This is a genomic window from Streptomyces sp. TRM70350, from assembly GCF_019219825.1.
GTDB lineage: Bacteria > Actinomycetota > Actinomycetes > Streptomycetales > Streptomycetaceae > Streptomyces.
Map to the genome: position 1 here is coordinate 253,099 of NZ_JAHUXH010000005.1, position 18,661 is coordinate 271,759.

Genomic DNA, 18,661 nt, shown 5'->3' on the forward strand with positions numbered 1-18,661 from the left:
CACAGGCCGCACCAGCTTGTCGATCCGCCAATGATCCGGGGCCGGATCTCCCCGTTGCTCAGCCGAACGGGTGATCACCCCACCTCTACGTTCAGCCCCTTCAATCCCCGGATCACAAAGTTCGGCTTCCGCTCCGGCTCCGATGACAGGGTGAGCGTCGGTGCCTTCTCCAGCAGCGCCCTCATCGACGCGGCCAGTTCCATACGGGCCAGCGGGGCGCCGATGCAGTAGTGGATACCGGCGCTGAAGGAGATGTGGGGGTTGTCCTGGCGGGTGAGGTCGAGGCGGCCGGGGTCGGTGAAGACCGCCGGGTCATGGTTGGCGGAGCCGAAGAGCATCGCGATCTCCGCGCCCCTGGGGATCACCGTGCCGTCGATCTCGATCTCGTCCAGCACCCAGCGTTCGAAGAGCTGGAGCGGGGTGTCGTAGCGCATCAGCTCCTCGACGGCCGAGGGGACGAGGGAGTGGTCGGCGCGGAGGGCCGCCAGCTGGTCCGGGTTGCGGAACAGCGCCCACCAGCCGTTGACGGTGGCGTTCACCGTGGCCTCGTGGCCCGCGTTCAGCAGCAGCACGGCCGTCGAGATCATCTCCTGCTCGGTCAGCCGGTCGCCCTCGTCGTGCGCGGCGATCAGACCGGAGATGAGATCCTCACCGGGCTCCTTGCGCCGCCGCGCGATCAACTCCCGCAGATACTCCGAGAACTCGACCGACGCCCGCACCGCCCTCGCCGCCGTCTCCTCCGACGGGTTCAGCTCGTACATCCCGCAGATGTCCGCCGACCAGGGCCGCAGCGGGGCCCGGTCCGACTCGGGGATGCCGAGCATCTCGGCGATCACGGCGACCGGGAGGGGTTCCGCCACGTCGGTCAGCAGGTCCCCGCCGCCCGCCTCGACCAGCGCCGAGACGAGATCACCGGCCAGCCCGTCGACGTACGGCTTCAGCCGCTCCACCGTGCGCGGGGTGAACGCCTTCGACACCAGGCGCCGGATCCGCGTGTGGTCCGGCGGCTCCAGGTCGAGCATCCCGTGATCGTTCAGCGTGTGGAACGGCTCGTGCTCCGGCGGGGGCGGGGTCCGATCAAACTCCTCGTGCGTGAACCGGTGCTGGTAGGTCCGGCCGAGCCGCCGGTCGCGCAGCAGCGCCGAGACGTCCGCGTGGTGCGGGACGAGCCACTGGTCGGTGGGCTCGTAACGGATCACGCGCCCCTGGGCACGCAGCTCGGCGTAGGCGGGGTACGGGTCGGAGAGGAACGCGGGGTCCCAGGGGTCGAAGGGTGCCATGAGCGGACGCTAACGCGGGGGGACGGTCGCTGAACAGGGGTGTTGTTGCGGCTCGCGGTAGATGCGGCACCCGCGCGGGCAGCCGGATGGGCTACTGCCCCGAATGCCGGGGTCACCCTTTGTTCAGCGCCCGCCGGGCCCGGTTGATCACGTTCTGCGCGTCAGCGCCGTAGACCGCGGATTCGCGCAGGGTGCGCCAGATCCGCAGGTACAAGGCCACCGTCTCGGCATCGTCGAGCCACAGCTCTGCGTGCCAGTCCTCAGTGATGACGAGTCGCTCGTCCAGGACCCAGAATCCATTCGCGGCCGGGACACGTAGCGACGCACCCAGAGGGACGACACCCAGCTCTACGGTGTCCATCCCGATCTGTCCCGCGATCCGGTCAAGCTGGCCGACGAGCACCGACGGCGGGCACACGAGAGTGCGCAGCGCCGCCTCCCACACCAGAGCATGGAACCGGCGGCCGCCTTGGTAAAGCCACTTCTGCCGCTCCATCCTGGAGAGAACCGCGGCGTCCGTGTCCCGCAGGGTGCCCTGCAGGTCGGCGTACCGCAGGAAGATGTGCCGTGCGTAGTCCGCGGTCTGGAGCATGCCCGGAATGACGGCTTCCTCCCAGGCGTGGATGACGCGAGCCTGATCCACGGCCACGTTCCAGCTGTCCTGCACGGGCCGGTGACCGGCGGCGAGCTGGCGGCGCCAGGACCGGATGTGGGACTCGAAGCCGCGTAGCCTCGCGTTCAGTTCCTCGAAGGTGTCGGACTGGCCGACAGCATCAGCCCACGCCCGCAAGTCTGCCGCCGTAGCGGTCTGCCGGCCGCCCTCCAGCTTGTACACCTTCGAGTGCGGCCAGCCGAGCCGCTGCGCGAGCTGCGTACCGGTGAGCCTGCCACCAGGGGCGGAGAAGCGCAGCTCTCTCAGACGTGCGCCGAGGGCCTCCCGTGCCTGCTGGTAGTCCGTGCTCACCGGTACCGCTCACTACCCCTTCGCGCCGAGCTGTGCCGCGAACTCGTCATACGGTACGGACGCGTGCACGGCCGCATCCCGGACCTGGCAGTACCGGAGCACCTCTGCGGGCTCGGTGACGATCTCCACGTCGTGGAATGCGTCCTGGTCGTTGAAGCGGAGGATGGCCACCAAGCGGCTGTCGAAGAGCCAGAAATCCTCTGCGGGCAGGTGCGCCCGCTCGGCGTCCTCCCGCCACAGGTTCCGCACGTCCTCCCCAGTGGCCGCGTTGCACCGCGCGTAGGACAGCAGGAACAACTGCCCCTCGGTCGGCGGGTTGTCGACGATGCGGACCCGGCCAACGTACTTTCCCGCGGCCGTCTGCCGACTGATGGTCCGGCACCAGTCGCTGTCGGGTCCATCGGCGCCTCGCCGGTCTCCAGAAACTCAGCGAAGGCCGGGTCCTCGCGGTCGGAGGCGTAGCCGCGCCGGGTCTCCAGGTGCCAGGCCGAGTGCTCGAACGTCTTGAACAGTCGGCCGAACTCCTCCAGGCCGATGAGCTTGGACACGCGTTCCATCTCCTTCGGGCCGTGGTTGACGAGCAACTCGCGCGGCACGACCACCGCAGCGTCGCCCGGGCCGAAGTGCTGGAGCTGCGCGATGTCGTCCGGGTCGGTGAGCGGTCGCCCCTGGACGACGACTTCGCCGCTGTCCAGGTCTTCGTGGATAGCTGGGCAGCCGCCGTTCTTGCTGTCTGTGCCGTTGAAACGCAGGCGTCGTGCCATGGTTCCTCCCCTGCCGGTGCCGGTCTCCCCTTCAGCATCACCACGTGCGGTGTGCCGTACTACAGGACACACGCCCCTTCGTGAGACCAGGCGAGAACATTCGGCCAGCCTGCGAGAACATTCGAGAACATCACATAGCGCCTGTCAACAGGCCCTTCCTACTGTCCTGTTCATGGACGCAGTCACAGACATCAACCGCCCTCCAGCGAGAGGACCGCGCGGCATGAACACGAAGCCGACCGCGACGCGTGCGGCCACACTCGCGGCGTTGTACGAGGCCGGGGACGCATGGCTCGCCGACTGCTCCGCGCACCCGGACCTCGTACGCCACGCCTGGGACGCGGAGGAGCTCGCGCCCCTAACCTCCGGCGAGCACTGGATCGTCGCCGAATCCCGTCTCGTCACCGGCATGGCCGCCGCCGTGCGCATCCACGAGGAACAGCGAGGGCCCGTGCTCGCTGACCCGGACCTCGACACGTTGTGGTGGCTCGTGCCGATCGATGCCGTCGAGGCACTGGCTGACGTACGGCAGGTGACCATGCAGCCGGCGGGCTGGACGCTGAACTGCCCGCCGAGCGGGCGGCAGGTGGCGGGGCGTTGGTGGCTCTGGCGTCCGGATGGAACGGGGCATCTCACCGATCCCGCCGTACTTGCCGCGGCGTTCGGGCCCGGCCGGCACCTGCGCCCCTCGGGGGCACTCGGATGAAATCGACCACCATGGAAGAGGCGCCCAGGCTCGGCCTCCCGCTGGAGTGGCCTGAGCCCCAGGCGGACTGCGGAGTGTGCCGGGCGCTGGCGCGCCAACGTGCCGCGGCAGCGGCTCGGAACGACCAGTCCCACGTTTCGGACTGCAACGTGGAGATCCGCAACCACCATGCCGACCGTCAGCGCCCGAGGCAGCAGTGAGTACTGGCAGCGGCGCCGACGGCCGCCGCACGAACCCCTCCCGCCTTCTGCACCCCGGCCCTTTCGGCGAGAGGGCGTGGGGTCCATCGCCTCCCGCCAGAGGCACACGTCCACAACAGGAGGAATCACGTGACGATCGCGTTAGAACGTCCCATGGGCACCACCGACCCGATCACCCTGGTCGACCCCGAGGTGACCGACCGACTCGCCCGCCGCATCACCACCGACCACCGGGGCATCGACGAGGCGACCGCGCGCAGCATCGTCGGCCAGGCAGCCGCGTTCATCGCCGCCTCCGGCCGGCAGCCCGGGCAGTCTCTCGTGCCGAGCGAGCTGGTCGACTACGGCGGGCACGCGTTCATCCTGCACACCGTCGACTACGCCGCCTTCTGTGACCGGGTCGTCGGCCATTTCGTCCACCACGTCCCGACCGACATGAACGAGCAACTGCCGGGCGTCCCACGAGCCACTCGGGAGCGGACCCTGGCTGCGATCCGCGCCGCCGGATACACCGTGGACACCGAACTGTGGGACACCGCAGCTGACTGCACCCGGTGCCACAACGGATGCCACGACAGCCCGAAGCGCGGCTGACAATCCAGCACCACCTGTACGACACTCCAGCCGTCCGGTGTCACCGCCGGGCGGCCGGCCCTATGAGCGGAGCATGGCGTGACCGACACGGCGATCGCCTGGGACGCCTACGCGCGGCAGCGCCCCGAGCGCCGGCTGACGAACGCCCGCGGCGAGACAACCTGGTTCAACTGGACGCAGTACCCCGACCACGGCCCCGGCGCCGAACTGCTTGAGGTTGCGGCCGGCGCCCGGGTCCTCGGCCTCGGCTGCGGTAAGGGCGCGAACGCCGCTCACCTGACCGTCCTGGGCATGCGGGCCGTCGGCGTCGACGTCTCGGCCGAGCAGCTGCGCGCCGCCCGCGAGCGGTGGGGACACCTTTCCGGCCTGGAGCTGCACCAAGCGGAGGCCATAGGATTCATGCAGGAGCCCGGCGGGGTGTACGACGCGGTGTACTCGGTGTATGGCGCCGTGTGGTTCACCGACCCCGCCCGGCTGCTGCCCGCCGTGCGTGAGCGGATGCGTCCCGGCGGTCGACTCGTGTTCTCGCAGCGGCCGCCCGTGGAGGGCTGCTACGGCTGCCAGGCCTCGTACATCCCGCGCGGCGACGAGGAGGACCCGCTCGTGGTGAAGCGGTGGGACTACGGGCCGGAGGTATGGGAGCAGCTGCTCGTCGAGCATGGTTTCACGGACGTGCGCGCGGTGGTGCTCCCCGCACCGCCCGGGCCGCGCACGATCGGCACGCTGATCGTCCAGACCCGCGCCTGAGCACATCGCCGCCGTACAGACGTCCGACTGTCGTCTGCACTCCCGTCCTTGTGAGGCGGGGGCGGGCGGGCCATGCCCGTGAGAGGCGGATCGCGAACTCGCCGCAGCGTGAGGACAGCGCCGTCGTTCAGCCCGGCGTCACCAACCGCGCCTCGTACGCGAACACCGCCGCCTGGGTGCGGTCCCTGAGGCCCAATTTCACCAGGATGCGGCTGACGTGGGTCTTGATCGTCGACTCGGCCACCACCAGCCGCCCGGCTATCTCCGAGTTCGACAGGCCCTGGGCGATCAGGACCAGTACCTCCGTCTCCCGTTCGGTGAGGTCGCCGTAGGCCGCCTGGGCGGTGGCGGGTATGCCCGGGGCCTCCGACAGCTTCGAGAACTCCGTGATCAGGCGCTTGGTGACGGACGGGGCCAGCAGGGCCTCGCCGGACGCCACCACCCGGACGCCGTCGGCGAGCTGCCGTGCCGAGGCGTCCTTGAGGAGGAAGCCGGAGGCTCCCGCCCGCAGCGCCTGGTACACGTACTCGTCGAGGTCGAACGTGGTCAGCACCAGCACCTTCGCCGTGCCGTCCGCAGCGATGATCTCCCGGGTCGCCTCGATGCCGTTGAGCTCGGGCATCCGGATGTCCATCAGCACGACGTCCGGGGCGAGCTCGCGGACCTTCTCAACCGCCTCCCGGCCGTTGACCGCCTCGCCGACCACCTCGATGTCCGGCATCGCGTTCAGCAGGACCGAGAAGCCCTCGCGAACCATCATCTGGTCGTCCGCGATCAGGACGCGGATGGTCATGCCTCACCTTCGCTCACCGTGGCGACCGGCAGGAACACCGCCACCTCGTAGCCACCCTCGTCCGTGGGACCCGCCGTCATCTCGCCGTTCAGCATGGTGACACGCTCGCGCATGCCGGTGATGCCGTGCCCGGCGCCGGGCGAGGGCTTCACCAGGGCCGGGTGCGGCGGCGGGCCGTTGACTATGCGCAGGCCCAGGCCGCCGAGGACATAGCCGATCTCGACGCGGGCGGTCGCGCCGGGTGCGTGCCGCAGGGTGTTGCTCAGCGCTTCCTGGACTATGCGGTAGGCCGAGAGCTCCACGCCCTGCGGGAGTTCGCGCACCGCTCCGGTCACCGTCTTGTCGACGGTCAGGCCGGCGTCGCGCACGTTGGCGAGCAGCGCGTCCAGGTCGGCGAGCGTGGGCTGCGGGGCCTCGGGTGCCTCGTAGTCCTCGGCGCGCACGACGCCCAGGACGCGGCGGAGCTCGGTGAGGGCCGCGACCGCGTTCTCCCGGATGGTGGCGAAGGCGCGCTCCAGCTCCGGCGGCGGGTTCTCCACCCGGTAGGGGGCGGCCTCCGCCTGGATGGCGACCACCGACATGTGGTGGGCGACGACGTCGTGCAGCTCGCGGGCGATCGTCGTGCGCTCCTCCAGCAGCGTGCGGCGGGAACGCTCGTGCTCGGTGACCGTCTGCTGGGCGGTCACCTCCTGCCTGGCCTCCCGGCGTATGTGCAGCACGGCGACGAACAGCAGGATGATCGCCGACAGGACCAGCATCGGGCCGGTGTTGGTGTCGTAGTAGCCCGAGCCGAGGAGGGTGTCCGCGAGGAGTCCGTAGGCCAGGGTCAGCACCCACATCCATGCGGCCGTACGAGGCCGGGTGCGCACGGCGACGACCGTCAGCACCGTCAGGTGCGTCACGAAGCTGCCGGGGGGCCACGGCCACGGCTCGTACCACCCGCTGTAGAACATGCCGGAGAGCGGTGCCGCGACCAGGGAGACCCAGAAGGCGCCGACCGGGCGGACGAGGGTCAGCAGGACCGGGGCCAGTGCGAGCACACCGACGAACAGGTTGAGGGCCTCGCCGCGGCTCGACTCGGTCCCGACGAGCATCGCCAGCAGGCCCGCCGACACCACCACCGCGTGCGGGGTCCACGCCGCGTACTGCCGCAGTCGGCCCTTCAGCCGGCGGGTTATGGGGCCGTCGACGCTCATGCGGGGCAGCGGGCGGTAGGCGAAAGCGTCGTGGAACAGGTCCTGGCGCAGGCCCCGCAGGGCGTCCAGGGCCAGCCGGAACTCGGGGCTGCGCGCCGTGGCACCGCCCGGCGGTGTCGGGGTCCTGTGCGTCTGGGTCGTCTCGGTCACGTTCAAAACGGTACGGCCGGGTGGGGGTCCGGGTCGTCACCAGTGAGAGGGGTCCTTCGGGGTCCCTCTCAGGTACTACGGGTCCGCCCCCACCCTCAGTAGCGCGAGGGCCGGACCAGGCCCGACTCGTACGCGAAGACCGCCGCCTGCGTGCGGTCGCGGAGGCCCAGTTTGACCAGGATGCGGCCGACGTGAGTCTTCACCGTCTGTTCGGCCACCACCAGGTGCTGGGCGATCTCCGCGTTCGACAGGCCCCGGGCGATGAGGGCGAGCACCTCCGTCTCCCGCTCGGTCAGATCACCGACGCGCTCCTTGAGCGGGGCGCGGGGCGGGCCCTCCAGCCGGGACGCGTACGTCGCGTACGTCACGCACGGGTCACCTCCGAGGTGTCGCCGAGGACGATCCGGGCGAGGTTGGCCAGCGAGACCGAGCCCGGGGTGAAGTAGTCGCTGTGGCCGCCGTCGCCGGCCGCGAAGACGCGGGCGCCGAAGGCCGGTGACACCGGGTCGGTGCCGAAGCCGACGCTGGTGCCGAAGAGGTCGGCTCGAACGTGCGGGACCTCGGCGATCCAGTCGCCGCCGCCGCGGGCCGCCCAGACGCGGGCGGACGTGTGCAGCGCCGCCGCCGAGTCCACGCCCGTGCCGGGGCTGCCGATGAGCGCGATGTCGTCGACGCGGGGTCCGGCGGCGGCGCGGGCGCACACCACAGTGCCGTAGGAGTGGCAGAGCAGCGTGACGTGGGCCTGGCGGGCGGTGATGCCGTGCAGCTGTCGTATGAACTCGCGCAGCTTCGGCGCGGCTTGGTCTGCGCGGGTGGGGGTGAGGACCGTGGTGCTGATCGTGGCCGGGGTCTCGTAGCCCAGCCAGGCGACGACCGCCGGGCGGGTGCCCTTCGGGGCGTCCCGGGCCAGCTGGCCGTACAGGGCTGTGGCCGTCGCGCGGAAGCGGGCGTACGTGTCGAGGGTGGTGTCGGAGCCCAGGACCAGGACCGCTATGCGGTCGGCGTGGGCCAGGTCTCCGAACACCTCGGTCGCCCGGCCGGAGCCACGGCCGTCGAAGGCGAGGAGTGTGCGGGACGGGGCGGCCAGGGCGCGGTCCACGGCGGCGCGGCGACGATCGCCGTGCGCCTCGGCCATACGGGACGCTTCCGCGGCGTTGGCTCGGTTGGCGGCGTACGCCTCCTCCAGGGTGGCTGCGGTGAGCGGGGCCAGTACGGCGGGGGCCGGGGCCGGGATGCGGGGTTGGGAGGCGGCGGAGAGGGGGAGTACGACGGCGGCGGTGATGAGGAGGGCGAGGAGGGAGCGGCGTAGGCGCCGGAAGGCAGCAGGACGGTCACCGGCTCGCCCTCCGACCGCTCTCGCCCCGACCCGAAAGCCGAACCCCAGGCCCATGGCCGTCTCCCCTCCCAGTCCGCCCGCCCATCGGGCCTGTCTGGTGGGGAAATTACGGATCCGGGCTCGTCGCCCGCGTCACGCCAGGGAACTCTTCCGGCAGGTAGCTCTCAGGTATTACGGGTATGGGGGGCCACCGGCCGACGTGGTCAGGTGCTCACCAAGCCAACTGCCCGATCTCCTCCGCCACCACCGCACACGCGTCCGCGGCCGGATCGATCAGCGGAAAGTGACCGACGTCCTCCAGCAGGGTCAGCCCCACCACCTCTCCCGCCTTGGCCGCCGCCTCCGCGTACGACTCGGCGACGGCCTGCGGAACGTCCACGTCCGTGCGCCCCTGGACGAGCGTCGTCGCGATGCCGGTCGGCAGCAGGAGCGCCGGGTCGGCATACGGCTGCCGCTCCGCGAAGTGCTCCTCGCCGCCCAGGAGTTGCCGTACCGCACCCCCGCACACATCGAGCTTGTCGGCGACCGCGAAGTCCGCGATCGGGGCCAGCGCCACCACGCCCCGCAGCGGCGCGGGCCGGTCCGTGCGCCAGGGCGCGTCCGCCGGGAGTACGTGCCGGGCGGCCGCCCACAGCGCCAGCTGCCCGCCCGCCGAGTGCCCGGTGATCACCATGCGGCGGGGGTCGGCCTGCGGCACGGCTTCCCGTACGAGCGCGGGGAGCACGTCCAGCGCGGCGGCGACGTCGTCGAAGGTCTCCGGCCAGCGACCGGCCACCGGCACGACGCCCGCCACGGCACCCGCCACGGCACCCGACCCGGCACCCGATCCAGCGCCCCCGCCCGCTCTCTCGGCGCCCCGCCGGTACTCCACGCTCGCCACGGCGAACCCCCGTCGGGCCAGGAAGTCCGCGAACGGGCTGACGTGCCGTCGGTCGTACGGCGCCCGCCACGCGCCCCCGTGCAGCACCACGACGAGCGGGGCGAGGGAGGTGGGCCCGGCGGGTTCCGTGCCGCGCGGGGCGTAGAAGTCGATCACCTGGTCGGGGTGGTCGCCGTACGCGGCCGTGACGTCGGGGGCGACGGCCGGATGCGAGAAGGCGGACTCCTCCTCGGCGGCGGCCCGGGCTGCTGCGGCGTCGTCCGGCATGCTCCAACCTCTCAGCGACGTAACGGGTTTGGCGGACCAGGGGAATCGGCCGTTGGCGGGGACGGTATCAGGCCGGTGACGTGGGGCTGCATGGGGATGTCACGCTCGGTGAGGAGTGAGTTAACGGTTCTGTTGTTTCGTTTACGCTGATGAGTCAGGGCGCATCACGCACACGGATCGAGGAGGTCCCCATGACCGCCGAACCCGGCACCGTACGCCCCGGCGGGCGTACCGCACGCGTGCGTGCGGCCGTTCTGCGGGCGGCGGGGGACGTTCTGGCCGAACAGGGGTTCGCTCATCTCGATCTCGCGGATGTCGCGCGGCGGGCGGAGGTGGGGAAGACGACCGTGTACCGGCGGTGGGGTTCGGTGACCGGTCTGGTCGCCGATCTGCTCGTGGACATGGCCGAGCAGTCGCTGCCGCGGGAGGAGACCGGGTCCGTACTGGGGGATCTGCGGGCCAACGCGCGGCTGGTGCAGCGGACGTTGGCGGATCCCCAGCAGGGGGCGCTGTTCCGGGCGGTGATCGCGGCGGCCACGTGCGACGAGCGGACGGCGAAGGCGCTGCGGCGGTTCTACGAGGTGCGGGTCGCGGAGTGGGCGCCGTGTGTGGAACAGGGGGTGACCCGGGGGGAGTTGCCCGAGGGGACGGATGCGGGGGCGGTGGTACGCGCGGTGTCGGCGCCGCTGTACTACGGGTTGCTGACGACCGGGGTGGTCCCGGACGCCCCCGCCGCGGAGCGCGCCGCGCGGGCCGCGTACGCGGCTGCCGCGGCGGGGGTGTACGTCACCGGGGGATGACAACCTAGGGGGCCAGCACCTCCCCCAGCACCCTCCTAGGGGGCCAGCACCTCCCCCAGCACCCGCGCCGCCCGCTCCACCTCCGCGAACCCCACATACAGCGGCGTGAAGCCGAACCGCAGCACATCGGGATGCCGGAAGTCGCCTACGACCCCTCGCTCGATGAGCCGCTTCATGGCCTCCCCCGCGTCCTCGCACCGCAGCGCCACCTGGCTGCCGCGCTCCGCATGGGCGTCCGGAGTCACCGACTCCACGCGCCCCCGGGGCACGTACTCCGCCACGCACTCCAGGAAGAAGTCCGTCAGCGCGAGGGACTTGGCCCGCACCGCCTCGATCGAGACGCCGTCCCACACCTCCAGCGCCGCCTCCAGGGCCAGCATCGAGAGGATGTCCGGCGTGCCGACCCGCCCGCGTACCGCGCCCGCCGCCGGTTCGAAGTCGGTCCGCATGCCGAAGGGCTCCACGTGCGAGTTCCACCCCGGCAGCGGCGAGTCGAAGCGCTCCTGCAGACCGGCCCGCACATACAGGTACGCCGGTGAACCCGGCCCCCCGTTCAGGTACTTGTACGTGCAGCCGACCGCCAGATCCACCCCGTGCTCGTCCAGCCCCACCGGCAGCGCGCCCGCGCTGTGGCACAGGTCCCACACCGCCACCGCACCCGCCGCGTGCACCGCAGCCGTCAGTCCGGGCAGGTGGTGCAACCGGCCCGTCCGGTAGTCGACGTGGTTCAGCAGCACCGCGGCCGTACGCCCGGACAGGGCAGCGCGTACCTCACCCGGCGGCACCGCCCGCAGCGTGCGCCCCGTCATCCGTGCCGCCGACTCGGCGATGTACCCGTCCGTGGGGAAGGTGGTGGCGTCGACGAGGATCTCGTCCCGCCCCTCACCGGCCATCCGCACCGCCGCCACGACCGCCTTGAAGACGTTCACGCTGGTCGAGTCGCCGACGACGATCTGCCCGGGCGCCGCCCCCACCAGCGGAGCGATCCGGTCGCCGATCCGCTCGGGCGCGGTCCACCAGCCGCTCTCCTCCCAGGAACGGATCCGCAGCTCACCCCACTGACGGCGGACGACGTCCTCGACCCGGCCCGGCACGCCGACCGGCAGCGCGCCCAGCGAGTTCCCGTCCAGGTACACCACGTCGTCGAGGACGAACGCCGACCGCTTCCCGGCGAGCACATCCTCGGCGTCCAACTTCTCAGCCGCGTCCCGGAGATCAGACATGGGACCGCGCCGTCCACAGCTCGGGGAACACGTTCTTCCGGGCCCGCTTCTCCAGCCAGGCCACCCCGGCCGAGCCGCCCGTGCCGGGCTTGGCGCCCATCGCGCGGCGGGTGGCGACCAGGTGGTCGTTGCGCCAGCGCCACACCAGCTCAGCCACATCGGTCAACGCCTCGCCCACGCGGACGAGTTCGGCGTCCTGGTCACCGGCGTAGACGGCGGCCCACACCGCCTCCACCTCGTCCGACGCCTCGTACCGCTGCGACACGTCACGCCGCAGCACGGACTCCGGTACGGCGTGCCCGCGCCGCGCGAGCAGCCGCAGCACCTCGTCGTACAGGCTCGGCTCGTGCAGCGCCTTCTCCAGCTCGGCGTGCGCCCGCGGGGCGCCCCGGTGCGGCACCAGCATCGACGCGGACTTCTCGCCGAGCAGGAACTCCATCCGCCGGTACATCGCCGACTGGAATCCGGAGCCCTCACCGAGGGCGGAGCGATACGAGTTGAACTGGGCCGGCGTCAGCTGCCCGAGCGGCTTCCAGGAGGCGTTGAGCGCCTCCAGCTCGCGGACGGAACGCTTCAGCGCCGCCACCGCCACGGGCACGTCGTCCTCGCGGAGCGCCTTCGCGGCGGTCTCCCACTCATGGACGATCACGGTGAACCACAGCTCCATCACCTGGGTCGTGACCAGGAAGACCATCTCTCCGGGATCGTCGGAGAGGGTGTGCTGGAGGTGGGTGAGCACGTCCGCCTTGACGTAGTCCTCGTACGGAGTCGTGCCGTCGAAGTCGAGATGCGGGGTCTCGGGCTCGTGCGTCAGTTGAGCCTCTTGGGACATCGCTGTCTCCTGCTGTAACTCCGGGTAGCGGTCCGCCCCTGCCGTTACCGACACGGGGGCCCCGGTCCCCACCCCGCATCCTCAGGTATGCCCCGGAACATCGCAAGACCCGCCTGATCACAGACGGGCCTGCGAAGAAACCGGACTAACCCAGCGTCTGCGCCGCCGTCGGCGAGGAGTCCTTCAGGAACTGGGTGCAGCGCTCGTACTCCTCCTGCTCACCGATCGCACCCGCCGCGCGGGCGAGGGCGTGCAGGGCGCGCAGGAAGCCGCGGTTCGGCTCGTGCTCCCAGGGCACGGGACCGTGGCCCTTCCAGCCGTTGCGGCGCAGGGCGTCCAGGCCGCGGTGGTAGCCCGTACGGGCGTAGGCGTACGACTCCACGACGCTGCCCCGTTCGAACGCCTCGTCGGCCAGCTGGGCCCAGGCCAGCGAGGACGTCGGGTACTGAGCCGCGACCTCGGCGGGCGCGGACCCGTTCGCGAGCAGCTCACGCGGCTCGGGGTCGTCGGGGAGGTGGGTCGGGGGCGGTCCCCCCAGGAGGTTCTCGTGAATCGTCATGGGTCCCAGTCTGGTGCATCGCGGCGGAACGAGAGCAGTGACGACCACCCACAGCACCGCCACCCGCGCGTCAGCCCCACAGGCCCCGCAACCCCCGCCCGCCCCCCCCGCCTACGCCCCCGCCGCCCCCTCCGCCGGTCGCTCCAGCGGCGGTGCGGTCACGTTCCCGTGCGTACGGCACTCGGGACGCTCACAGCCCGGAGTCGGCCGGCGTACGAACGCGTAGGCCAGCGCCGCCCCGGCCGCCAGGACGACCGCGCACACCACCATCGCCCGGCCGAACGCCGCGTCGAAGGCGTCCGGCCTGCGGTACGCCTCCGGGCCCATCCCGGCCAGCAGGGGCAGCCCGGCGACCGCCACCAGGCCCGCCGCCCGCGCCGCCGCGTTGTTGATGCCGCTCGCCAGACCGGCCCGGGCGGTGTCCACGGAGGCCAGGACGGTGGCGGTGAGCGGGGCCACCAGGGTGACCATGCCCAGGCCCAGCACCAGCAGGGCCGGAAGGACGTCCCCCAGGTACGAGGCGTCCGGCCCCACCCGCAGCATCAGCAGCATGCCCACCCCGCACAGCAGCGGGCCGACGGTGAGCGGGATGCGGGGGCCGATCCGTTCGCCCAGTTCGCCGGAGCGGGCGGAGAACAGCAGCATCAGGACCGTGGTCGGCAGCAGGGCCGTACCGGCGGCCAGGGCCGAGTAGCCGGAGACCACCTGGAGCTGGATCACGGCGAGGAAGAAGAAGCCGCCGAAGGCCGCGTACACGCACAGGGTGACCACGTTGACCGCCGTGAACTGGCGGGAGGCGAAGACGTCCAGCGGCATCATCGGGTCCGGGCGGCGCTTCTCGACGTAGACGAAGGCGATGCCCGCCGCCACGCCCGCGATCGCCGTCAGGGCGACCACGAGAGATCCCCCGGTGGCCTCGATCAGGGCGTACGTCACCAGGGCCAGCGCGAGGGCGCCCAGGACGGCGCCGAGCACGTCGAAGCGGCCGTGCTGACGTCCGTCGGCGGACTCGGGGACGTGCCGCAGGGCCACCGGGAGGCACACCAGGGCGAGCGGGACGTTGAGCAGGAAGACCCAGCGCCAGCCGGGGCCGTCCACCAGCCAGCCGCCGACGAACGGCCCCACCGCCGCCCCGATGCCGCCGAACCCCGACCACAGGCCGACCGCCCTCCCCCGGTCGTCGGCATGGAAGGAGGCCTGGATCAACGCCAGCGACCCCGGCGTGAGCAGCGCGCCGCCGATCCCCTGAAGCGCCCGCGCGGCGACCAGCACCCCGGCGTTCGGCGCGAGCCCGCACAGCAGGGAGGCCGCCGCGAACCACACCACGCCCACGACGAAGATCTTCCGGCGGCCGTAGGTGTCGCCCAGCGAGCCGCCGAGCAGGATCAGCCCGGCCAGCGTGAGCAGGTACGCGTTGACCGTCCACTGCAGGGCCGCCAGCTCGGCGTCCAGGTCGCGGCCGATGCGGGGCAGGGCGACATTGACGACGGTCGAGTCCAGCATGGCCATGCTGGAGCCGAGCACCGTGGTGAACAGGATCCACTTGCCCTGGGACGAGGCCAGCCGGACATCGGGCATGTCCTCAGGTATACAGCGGGCCCGGCGCTGCCGCGCCGGGCCCAGCCGATGAAAACGGGTGCCATCTCAGCACCGCGTACTACTACCGCGTACTACTTCAGCTTCGTACCGGCCGACCGCAGGTGCTGGCAGGCCTCGACGACCCGCTTCGCCATCGACGCCTCGGCCAGCTTGCCCCAGGTCCGCGGGTCGTAGGTCTTCTTGGAGCCGACCTCGCCGTCGACCTTCAGGACGCCGTCGTAGTTCTTGAACATGTGGTCGGCGACCGGACGCGTGAAGGCGTACTGCGTGTCCGTGTCGATGTTCATCTTGACGACGCCGTTCTCCAGCGCGGTGAGGATCTCCTCCGCCGTGGAGCCGGAGCCGCCGTGGAAGACGAAGTCGAACGGCTTGCTGTCGGCCGGGCGGCCGTACTTGGCGGCGACGCCCTCGTTGAGCTCCTTCAGCAGCTCGGGACGCAGGACGACGTTGCCCGGCTTGTACACGCCGTGCACGTTGCCGAAGGAGGCGGCCAGCAGGTAGCGGCCCTTCTCGCCCAGGCCCAGCGCCTCGGCGGTGCGGACCGCGTCGTCGACCGTGGTGTACAGCTTGTCGTTGATCTCGTGCGTGACGCCGTCCTCCTCGCCACCGGTCGGCGTGATCTCCACCTCGAGGATGATCTTCGCGGCGGCGGCGCGGGCGAGCAGTTCCTGGCCGATGGCCAGGTTGTCGGCCAGGGTCTCGGCGGAGCCGTCCCACATGTGGGACTGGAAGAGCGGGTTCTCGCCGCGGGCGACGCGCTCCTCGGAGACCGCGAGCAGCGGACGGACGTAGCCGTCGAGCTTGTCCTTCGGGCAGTGGTCGGTGTGCAGGGCGATCGTCACGTCGTACTTCTTGGCAACGATGTGCGCGAACTCGGCGAGGGCGACCGCGCCGGTGACCATGTCCTTGTTGTGCTGGCCGCCCAGGAACTCGGCGCCGCCCGTCGAGATCTGGATGATGCCGTCGCTCTCGGCCTCGGCGAAGCCGCGCAGAGCCGCGTGCAGGGTCTGGGACGAGGTGACGTTGATGGCCGGGTAGGCGAACTTGCCTGCCTTCGCCCGGTCGAGCATCTCGTTGTAGACCTCGGGGGTTGCGATGGGCATCTGTCCGCTCCTTGTATGTGCGGGTTGGCGTTCTGCGTGCTTACGGCCCTGACCTAGACCTTGGGTGCGACGTCATCGTCGGGCCCATCTTCCCAGACGGACCGGGATGCTCTAAGAGGCGCTCAGTCCAGACCGAGCTCGTCCTTCGCGTACGCGTACAGGTACGGCACCCCGGCGCCCTCCTGGATCTTCTCGGCGGCGCCGGTCGCCCGGTCGACGATGGTCGCGACGGCCACCACCTCGCCGCCCGCCTCGCGCACCGCCTCGACGGCGGTGAGCGGGGAGCCGCCGGTGGTGGAGGTGTCCTCGACGACCAGCACCCGGCGGCCCGCGATGGCCGGGCCCTCGACCCGCCGCTGCAGGCCGTGCGCCTTCGCGGCCTTGCGCACGACGAACGCGTCCAGCCTGCGGCCCCGCGCGGCGGCGGCGTGCAGCATCGCGGCGGCGACCGGGTCGGCGCCCATGGTGAGGCCGCCGACGGCGTCGAAGTCCAGGTCGGCGGTCAGGTCCAGCAGCACCTGGCCGACCAGCGGGGCGGCCTCGCCGTCGAGGGTGACGCGGCGCAGGTCGACGTAGTAGTCCGCCTCCAGACCCGAGGAGAGGGTCACCTTGCCGTGCACCACGGCCTTGTCCTTGATCTGCTGCAGCAGCGCGCCACGTACATCCGTCATGCCGACCAGCTTAGAGCCGCCTCCAGTGCCAGGTGGTCGTGGCCTCCAGCGGCTGCAGCGGCGTGACCAGGCGCGGGAGGGTGTTCAGCCCGTCGGGCGGCCCGGTCTGCGGCTCCACGCAGACGGCGGCCGCCTGCTCGTCGTAGACCACGACCCACTCCTCGGGGCTGGTGACCCTCAGCTCCAGCTGCCCCGGCCAGGTGAGGGTGACGTCGACGCCACCGGGCATGCCGAAGCAGTCGTCCCAGGGGCCGGGCTTGGGGTCGAGGCGGTTGCCGGTGGGGAGGTGGTCGTCGCCGCGCTCCTCCTGCCAGGCGGGGCTGAAGTCGATCAGTACGTCGGCCCGGCCGAGGTTGCGGTTGAACCACGGATGCCAGCCGATCTGCGCCGGGAAGGAGTCGTCGTACGTCTCGACGGCCATGGTCAGCGTCAGGGCGTCCGGCGCGAGGCCGATCACCTGGGTGACGCGGCCGGAGTAGGGCCAGGGGTCCGCCAGGTCGTACGTCAGGACCGCCTCGTCGGCCCTGAGGCGGGCGGTGTTCCAGGCGCCGTCCCGGGCGGTGCCGTGGATGGCGTGCGGCGGGGCGTTGAGCGGCAGCTGGTGCTGGACGGCGCCGTTGCGGAACCGGCCCTCGCGCATCCGGCCGCACCAGGGGACCATCGGGAAACAGCCGAAGCGGTCGCCCTGGCGGAGGAGTTCGGTGCCGCCGACGCGGAGCCCCGCGATGCGGCCGCCGTGGTCCGGCCGCACGGTCACTTCCGCGTCGCCCGCGGTCAGCGTGATGGGTTCGTTACTCACGGGACGACCCTACTGGGGGGATCAAGAGGGCCTGTCCGGTCGCGGTGGACGGCCTGTCTGACGAATTCCCGTCGTCCGCCCGGAGGGCGGGCCCGTGGGGAGGGGCCACGTGGGCGTTTCGGCAACGCGACACGGGGGTCCTCCCGCTTGAGCGAAGCCGAGAGTGGGGGGTGCGTGGCAAGCGGGTCGCGCGGGGCGCCGGGAATTGTCAGCCAAACCCTACCGGCGGCGGCGCAGGGCCCGGCCCAGGATGATGGCGGTCGCCACGACCAGCGCGGCCGCGGGGGCAGCCCAGCGGAGGGTGGGGTTCTGCGCGACGGTCTGCGGGGCGGGGACGGGGGCGTAGCGGCCGCGGGGCGGGGCGTGGTCGACCTCCTCCGCGCTGCGGCCGATCATCGTGCGGCGCGCGTGCGCGGCTTCGGCCGGGGGCTCGGCGGCCTCGGCGAAGTCCCGGGCGGCGGGGGGTTCTTCTTCGGCGGCGTCGGCGTGGCCGGATTCGTCGGCGGTGGCGTCGAGGGCGGGGGGTGGGACCTCGGTGTCGACGACGGAGGGGTGTTCTTCGGGGTGCGGCGGGGGCGGCGGAGGCGTCGTGGGCTCCTCGGCGCCGGTGGCCAGGTTCTGCGCCGTGCGGGTGAGCAGGCGGATCAAGGCCGAGTGGACCGCTTCGGCGGGCTGGTCGGTGATACGGCCGTCGGCCGAGGCGGTGCCCTGGACGGTGAGCGTGGTGCCGCCGTCGGTGTCACGGAGGCGGACGGTGAGCGCCAGCTTGACCGAGCCGGTGCCGCGGGTCTCGGTGGCGTCGCCCTCGACGGCGTACGAACCGTCGTCCTGCGCGGCGATGCGCAGGGTGCCGCGGTAGGTGATGGAGTGACTGCCGACCCGCACCTTGAGCCGCCCGGCGACGGGCTCGGCCCCCGCCTCCTGCTGGAGCCCGGGAACCGCCCGGGCGACCCGCGCGGGGTCGGCCAGCGCCGCGCCCAGCCGGTCGGGGGGAACCGGAACGAACACCTCATGCTCCATGCCGACGGAGCCTACCCGTGGGTGGCCGGAAGCACGCTCCCCTCGACAGAAACTCGCCCGGCGTTGCGGCCCGCCCTCTGGGGGCTGCCGCCCCCGGACCCCCGCTTCGGCCTGGACGGCCTTGTCCCCAAACGCCGGACGGGCTGGATATGCCCTCCGGCGCGACAAAGGGCCGCCG

Annotated in this window: 18 protein-coding genes and 2 pseudogenes; 4 read left to right on the forward strand and 16 right to left on the reverse strand. The window is 71.8% G+C overall.

All coding sequences use genetic code 11. From position 1 onward, the window contains the following. Positions 1-74: 74 nt before the first annotated feature. From KWI83_RS10860 to KWI83_RS10870, 3 genes and pseudogenes are all read right to left on the reverse strand, one after another. Positions 75-1,280: a cytochrome P450 gene (locus tag KWI83_RS10860; RefSeq protein ID WP_218514093.1), complete on the reverse strand. Its 1,206-nt coding sequence runs from the start codon at positions 1,278-1,280 to the stop codon at positions 75-77. Between the two features lie 112 nt (positions 1,281-1,392). Next, positions 1,393-2,244: a helix-turn-helix transcriptional regulator gene (locus tag KWI83_RS10865; RefSeq protein WP_218514094.1), complete on the reverse strand. Its 852-nt coding sequence runs from the start codon at positions 2,242-2,244 to the stop codon at positions 1,393-1,395. Between the two features lie 12 nt (positions 2,245-2,256). Continuing rightward, positions 2,257-3,008: pseudogene (locus tag KWI83_RS10870) on the reverse strand (DUF6879 family protein). Positions 3,009-3,231: 223 nt separating this feature from the next. On the opposite strand from KWI83_RS10870, the gene KWI83_RS10875 reads away from it, so the two are divergent. The 3 genes from KWI83_RS10875 (at position 3,232) to KWI83_RS10885 (ending at position 5,255) form a co-directional block, all read left to right on the forward strand. Beyond that, positions 3,232-3,714: a hypothetical protein gene (locus KWI83_RS10875; protein ID WP_218514095.1), complete on the forward strand. Its 483-nt coding sequence runs from the start codon at positions 3,232-3,234 to the stop codon at positions 3,712-3,714. 329 nt (positions 3,715-4,043) lie between these two features. Beyond that, a complete protein-coding gene (locus KWI83_RS10880) occupies positions 4,044-4,508 on the forward strand; it encodes a hypothetical protein (protein ID WP_218514096.1) in 465 nt (154 codons plus the stop codon). Positions 4,509-4,586: 78 nt separating this feature from the next. Further along, positions 4,587-5,255, forward strand: coding sequence for a class I SAM-dependent methyltransferase (locus KWI83_RS10885; RefSeq protein ID WP_218514097.1), 669 nt, complete (start codon positions 4,587-4,589; stop codon positions 5,253-5,255). Positions 5,256-5,382: 127 nt separating this feature from the next. Here the strand turns inward: KWI83_RS10885 and KWI83_RS10890 are convergent, their stop codons facing one another. From KWI83_RS10890 to KWI83_RS10910, 5 genes and pseudogenes are all read right to left on the reverse strand, one after another. Next, positions 5,383-6,048 (reverse strand): response regulator transcription factor, encoded by a 666-nt coding sequence (locus KWI83_RS10890; protein ID WP_218514098.1) that lies wholly within the window; start codon positions 6,046-6,048, stop codon positions 5,383-5,385. Beyond that, a complete protein-coding gene (locus KWI83_RS10895; RefSeq protein WP_218514099.1) occupies positions 6,045-7,394 on the reverse strand; it encodes a histidine kinase in 1,350 nt (449 codons plus the stop codon). Before KWI83_RS10895 ends, KWI83_RS10890 begins: the two co-directional genes overlap by 4 nt. Before the next feature lie 95 nt (positions 7,395-7,489). After that, positions 7,490-7,741: pseudogene (locus tag KWI83_RS10900) on the reverse strand (response regulator transcription factor); the annotation flags it as partial. Positions 7,742-7,758: 17 nt separating this feature from the next. Next, positions 7,759-8,784, reverse strand: a complete 1,026-nt coding sequence (locus tag KWI83_RS10905; protein ID WP_218514100.1) for an alpha/beta hydrolase — start codon at positions 8,782-8,784, stop codon at positions 7,759-7,761. A 157-nt stretch (positions 8,785-8,941) separates the two neighbouring features. Continuing rightward, on the reverse strand, positions 8,942-9,877 hold the full coding sequence (locus KWI83_RS10910; RefSeq protein WP_218514101.1) for an alpha/beta hydrolase: 936 nt from the start codon (positions 9,875-9,877) through the stop codon (positions 8,942-8,944). A 191-nt stretch (positions 9,878-10,068) separates the two neighbouring features. Between KWI83_RS10910 and KWI83_RS10915 the strand changes: the two genes are divergently transcribed. Further along, the gene (locus tag KWI83_RS10915) at positions 10,069-10,677 is read left to right on the forward strand and encodes a TetR/AcrR family transcriptional regulator (RefSeq protein ID WP_218514102.1); all 609 of its coding nucleotides are present in this window, start codon (positions 10,069-10,071) and stop codon (positions 10,675-10,677) included. A gap of 35 nt (positions 10,678-10,712) precedes the next feature. Here KWI83_RS10915 and kynU read toward each other — a convergent pair whose 3' ends face one another. The 8 genes from kynU to KWI83_RS10955 form a co-directional block, all read right to left on the reverse strand. Next, positions 10,713-11,900 carry a kynureninase gene (gene kynU, locus KWI83_RS10920; protein WP_218514103.1) on the reverse strand — a complete coding sequence of 396 codons (1,188 nt, stop codon included), beginning with the start codon at positions 11,898-11,900 and terminating at the stop codon, positions 10,713-10,715. Beyond that, complete coding sequence (locus tag KWI83_RS10925; protein ID WP_218514104.1) at positions 11,893-12,732, reverse strand: tryptophan 2,3-dioxygenase family protein; 840 nt, start codon at positions 12,730-12,732, stop codon at positions 11,893-11,895. Before KWI83_RS10925 ends, kynU begins: the two co-directional genes overlap by 8 nt. Before the next feature lie 145 nt (positions 12,733-12,877). Beyond that, the gene (locus KWI83_RS10930) at positions 12,878-13,291 is read right to left on the reverse strand and encodes a DUF3151 domain-containing protein (protein ID WP_218514105.1); all 414 of its coding nucleotides are present in this window, start codon (positions 13,289-13,291) and stop codon (positions 12,878-12,880) included. Between the two features lie 111 nt (positions 13,292-13,402). Continuing rightward, the gene (locus tag KWI83_RS10935; RefSeq protein WP_218514106.1) at positions 13,403-14,869 is read right to left on the reverse strand and encodes an MFS transporter; all 1,467 of its coding nucleotides are present in this window, start codon (positions 14,867-14,869) and stop codon (positions 13,403-13,405) included. A gap of 92 nt (positions 14,870-14,961) precedes the next feature. Beyond that, positions 14,962-15,993, reverse strand: coding sequence for a class II fructose-bisphosphate aldolase (gene fbaA, locus KWI83_RS10940; protein ID WP_218514107.1), 1,032 nt, complete (start codon positions 15,991-15,993; stop codon positions 14,962-14,964). 122 nt (positions 15,994-16,115) lie between these two features. Further along, on the reverse strand, positions 16,116-16,664 hold the full coding sequence (pyrE, locus tag KWI83_RS10945; protein ID WP_218514108.1) for an orotate phosphoribosyltransferase: 549 nt from the start codon (positions 16,662-16,664) through the stop codon (positions 16,116-16,118). A 10-nt stretch (positions 16,665-16,674) separates the two neighbouring features. Then, the gene (locus tag KWI83_RS10950) at positions 16,675-17,463 is read right to left on the reverse strand and encodes an aldose 1-epimerase (protein WP_218514109.1); all 789 of its coding nucleotides are present in this window, start codon (positions 17,461-17,463) and stop codon (positions 16,675-16,677) included. Positions 17,464-17,682: 219 nt separating this feature from the next. After that, positions 17,683-18,483 carry an SRPBCC family protein gene (locus tag KWI83_RS10955; RefSeq protein ID WP_218514110.1) on the reverse strand — a complete coding sequence of 267 codons (801 nt, stop codon included), beginning with the start codon at positions 18,481-18,483 and terminating at the stop codon, positions 17,683-17,685. Positions 18,484-18,661 lie beyond the last annotated feature (178 nt).

Coding starts and splice junctions, on each gene's coding strand:
- KWI83_RS10860 (WP_218514093.1), bottom strand. CDS start 1,280: ATGGCACCCTTCGACCCCTGGGACCCCGCGTTCCTCTCCGACCCGTAC.
- KWI83_RS10875 (WP_218514095.1), top strand. CDS start 3,232: ATGAACACGAAGCCGACCGCGACGCGTGCGGCCACACTCGCGGCGTTG.
- KWI83_RS10890 (WP_218514098.1), bottom strand. CDS start 6,048: ATGACCATCCGCGTCCTGATCGCGGACGACCAGATGATGGTTCGCGAG.
- KWI83_RS10905 (WP_218514100.1), bottom strand. CDS start 8,784: ATGGGCCTGGGGTTCGGCTTTCGGGTCGGGGCGAGAGCGGTCGGAGGG.
- KWI83_RS10910 (WP_218514101.1), bottom strand. CDS start 9,877: ATGCCGGACGACGCCGCAGCAGCCCGGGCCGCCGCCGAGGAGGAGTCC.
- KWI83_RS10915 (WP_218514102.1), top strand. CDS start 10,069: ATGACCGCCGAACCCGGCACCGTACGCCCCGGCGGGCGTACCGCACGC.
- kynU (WP_218514103.1), bottom strand. CDS start 11,900: ATGTCTGATCTCCGGGACGCGGCTGAGAAGTTGGACGCCGAGGATGTG.
- KWI83_RS10925 (WP_218514104.1), bottom strand. CDS start 12,732: ATGTCCCAAGAGGCTCAACTGACGCACGAGCCCGAGACCCCGCATCTC.
- KWI83_RS10930 (WP_218514105.1), bottom strand. CDS start 13,291: ATGACGATTCACGAGAACCTCCTGGGGGGACCGCCCCCGACCCACCTC.
- KWI83_RS10935 (WP_218514106.1), bottom strand. CDS start 14,869: ATGCCCGATGTCCGGCTGGCCTCGTCCCAGGGCAAGTGGATCCTGTTC.
- fbaA (WP_218514107.1), bottom strand. CDS start 15,993: ATGCCCATCGCAACCCCCGAGGTCTACAACGAGATGCTCGACCGGGCG.
- pyrE (WP_218514108.1), bottom strand. CDS start 16,664: ATGACGGATGTACGTGGCGCGCTGCTGCAGCAGATCAAGGACAAGGCC.
- KWI83_RS10955 (WP_218514110.1), bottom strand. CDS start 18,483: ATGGAGCATGAGGTGTTCGTTCCGGTTCCCCCCGACCGGCTGGGCGCG.